The organism is Coleofasciculus sp. FACHB-712, assembly GCF_014695635.1.
Lineage (GTDB): Bacteria > Cyanobacteriota > Cyanobacteriia > Cyanobacteriales > FACHB-T130 > FACHB-T130.
The window spans coordinates 1-2,549 of record NZ_JACJOQ010000166.1 but is presented as its reverse complement, the minus strand read 5'-3'; the positions used below and the strand labels follow the sequence as shown (position 1 = coordinate 2,549).

The window sequence follows — 2,549 nt, the reverse complement described above, 5'->3', positions numbered from 1 at the left end:
CCGCAACTTCGCTACGGTTAACCACCCTGTAAGGGTAGCTGATTTTTTTCTTAAGATCGGATAACAAGGACGATTCAGCCCAAATACGTTTACAAACAAATCACCTATGAGTGCAAACGCCATTATTACTGATAACCCGTTACTCATCGGCAAAGGGCTGCCCCCGTTTGATGCCATCAAGCCGGAACACGTCGTTCCGGGGATGACGCAGCTACTGGCTGAACTAGAACAGGAACTTGCCACCCTAGAAACCCAGGTAGAACCGACTTGGAGCGGTTTAGTCGAACCCCTCCAACAACTGGTAGAACGCTTAACCTGGAGTTGGGGCATTGTCGGTCATTTGATGGCTGTGAAGAATAGCCCCGAAATCCGCGAAGCTCACGAAACCGTTCAGCCAAAAGTGGTGCAGTTTTCCAACAAGCTGAACCAAAGTAAGCCGCTGTATGAAGCATTTAAGGCACTGCAAAGTAGCAACGCTTGGGATAGCCTGGAATCAGCCCAAAAGCGGATTGTAGAATCAGCGATCAAGGATGCCGAACTTTCCGGTGTTGGGTTGGAAGGAGAAAAGCGCGATCGCTTCAACGCCATTCAACTCGAATTAGCAGAACTTTCTACCAAGTTCTCTAACCACGTCCTCGACGCCACTAAAGCATTTAGCCTGACCCTCACCAACAAAGAGGAAGTTGACGGCTTACCGCCCAGTTTAGTGAGTCTAGCCGCTCAAACTGCCCGTGCTGCTGGCGAAGAAAATGCCACCCCTGAAAATGGCCCTTGGCGCATCACCCTGGATTTTCCCAGCTTTGGCCCTTTCTTGCAGCACAGCACCCGTCGGGACTTGCGCGAAAAGCTTTATAAAGCCTATGTCAGCCGTGCATCGAGTGGCGAGTTGGATAACACCCCACTCATCGAACGCATATTGCAACTGCGCCAAGAAAAGGCAAAGCTACTCGGTTTTGACAGTTTTGCCGAGTTAAGCTTAGCCCGAAAAATGGCTCCTAGCGTTGAAGCAGTTGAGGCGCTGCTAGATGAACTGCGCGGCGCTAGTTATGATGCTGCTAAGAAGGAATTAGAAGAATTAAAAGCTTATGCTGCTAGTAAAGGAGCCGCAGAAAGCAGCGACTTGAAGCACTGGGATATCAGCTTTTGGTCGGAACGCCAGCGGGAAGAAAAGTTCGCCTTCAGTGCAGAAGAGTTACGCCCTTACTTCCCCTTACCGCAAGTGCTAGATGGGCTATTCAGCCTCGTCAAGCGGTTATTTGGAATTACCGTCACGGCGGCTGATGGTCAAGCCCCAGTGTGGAATGAGGATGTGCGTTACTTCCAGATTGCCGATGAAACAGGGAATGCGATCGCATACTTCTATTTAGATCCTTTCAGCCGTCCAGCCGAAAAGCGCGGCGGTGCCTGGATGGACGAGTGCCTAGTCCGTGCCAAAATTATCGAAGCTGGCACGCCCACCACACGCTTACCCGTCGCCTATTTGGTCTGCAACCAGACTCCCCCAGTCGATGGCAAACCCAGCCTGATGACCTTTGGCGAGGTAGAAACCTTATTCCACGAATTTGGTCACGGCTTGCAACATATGCTGACCAAGGTGGATTATCCTGGGGCGGCAGGCATCAACAATGTGGAATGGGATGCTGTAGAATTACCCAGCCAGTTCATGGAAAACTGGTGCTATGACCGACCCACTTTGATGGGAATGGCGAAGCACTACGAAACCGGGGAAACCTTACCAGAGCATTATTACCAAAAGCTTTTGGCAGCACGCAACTACATGAGCGGTACTGGCACGCTGCGGCAATTGCACTTTAGCTTAGTTGACATTGAACTGCACCATCGCTATCAACCGGGTGGCAATGAAACTGTGGCTGATGTGCGGAACCGCATTGCCAAAACCACAACAATTTTGTCCCCTCTGCCAGAAGACTCCTTTTTATGCGGGTTCGGACATATCTTTGCTGGCGGCTATGCGGCGGGTTATTACAGCTACAAGTGGGCTGAAGTTCTCAGTGCTGATGCCTTTGCAGCTTTTGAAGACGCTGGTTTAGAAGATGAGACGGCTGTAGCTTCTACAGGTAAGCGCTTCCGCGACACCGTGTTGGCGCTGGGTGGTAGCTTACACCCGATGGAAGTGTTCAAGTCCTTCCGGGGACGGGAACCGAGTACGGAGCCTTTACTGCGCCATAGCGGCTTAGCCGTGGCGTCCCGTTAAGGAACATTTCGCCGGGAAATCTCGCCGGGAGTAGAGAGAAATCCCATCCTGTAGAGACGTAGAATTTTGCGTCTCTACAATGCCTAAGATTTTGCACAATCTGTGTGCGTTCACATTTGTGCGTTAGCACTTGTGCGTTAACACTTAGTCATCCGACTTGATAATTTTGCTGAGTTTTATAAAATTAATACTTGCATATAAGCAAGGATTCGCAAATGCCGTCTAATGTTGTTGTTGGGAATGCTCATAGTGAAGGTGCAAATCGTTCTGGTTGGTTTCTCGGTCATTTTATAAACCCAATCGATGACATTCGTTCGACTTCCAGCCTAGAAGT

Annotated in this window: 1 protein-coding gene; it reads left to right on the top strand. The window is 50.1% G+C overall.

The window, feature by feature from the left end:
* Nucleotides 1–106 precede the first annotated feature (106 nt).
* Nucleotides 107–2,215 carry a M3 family metallopeptidase gene (locus H6F50_RS04465; protein WP_190426753.1) on the top strand — a complete coding sequence of 703 codons (2,109 nt, stop codon included), beginning with the start codon at nucleotides 107–109 and terminating at the stop codon, nucleotides 2,213–2,215.
* The last annotated feature ends 334 nt before the right edge of the window (nucleotides 2,216–2,549 follow it).

Excerpts from the sequence above, each read along its gene's own strand:
- H6F50_RS04465 (WP_190426753.1), top strand. The coding sequence starts at position 107 with ATGAGTGCAAACGCCATTATTACTGATAACCCGTTACTCATCGGCAAA.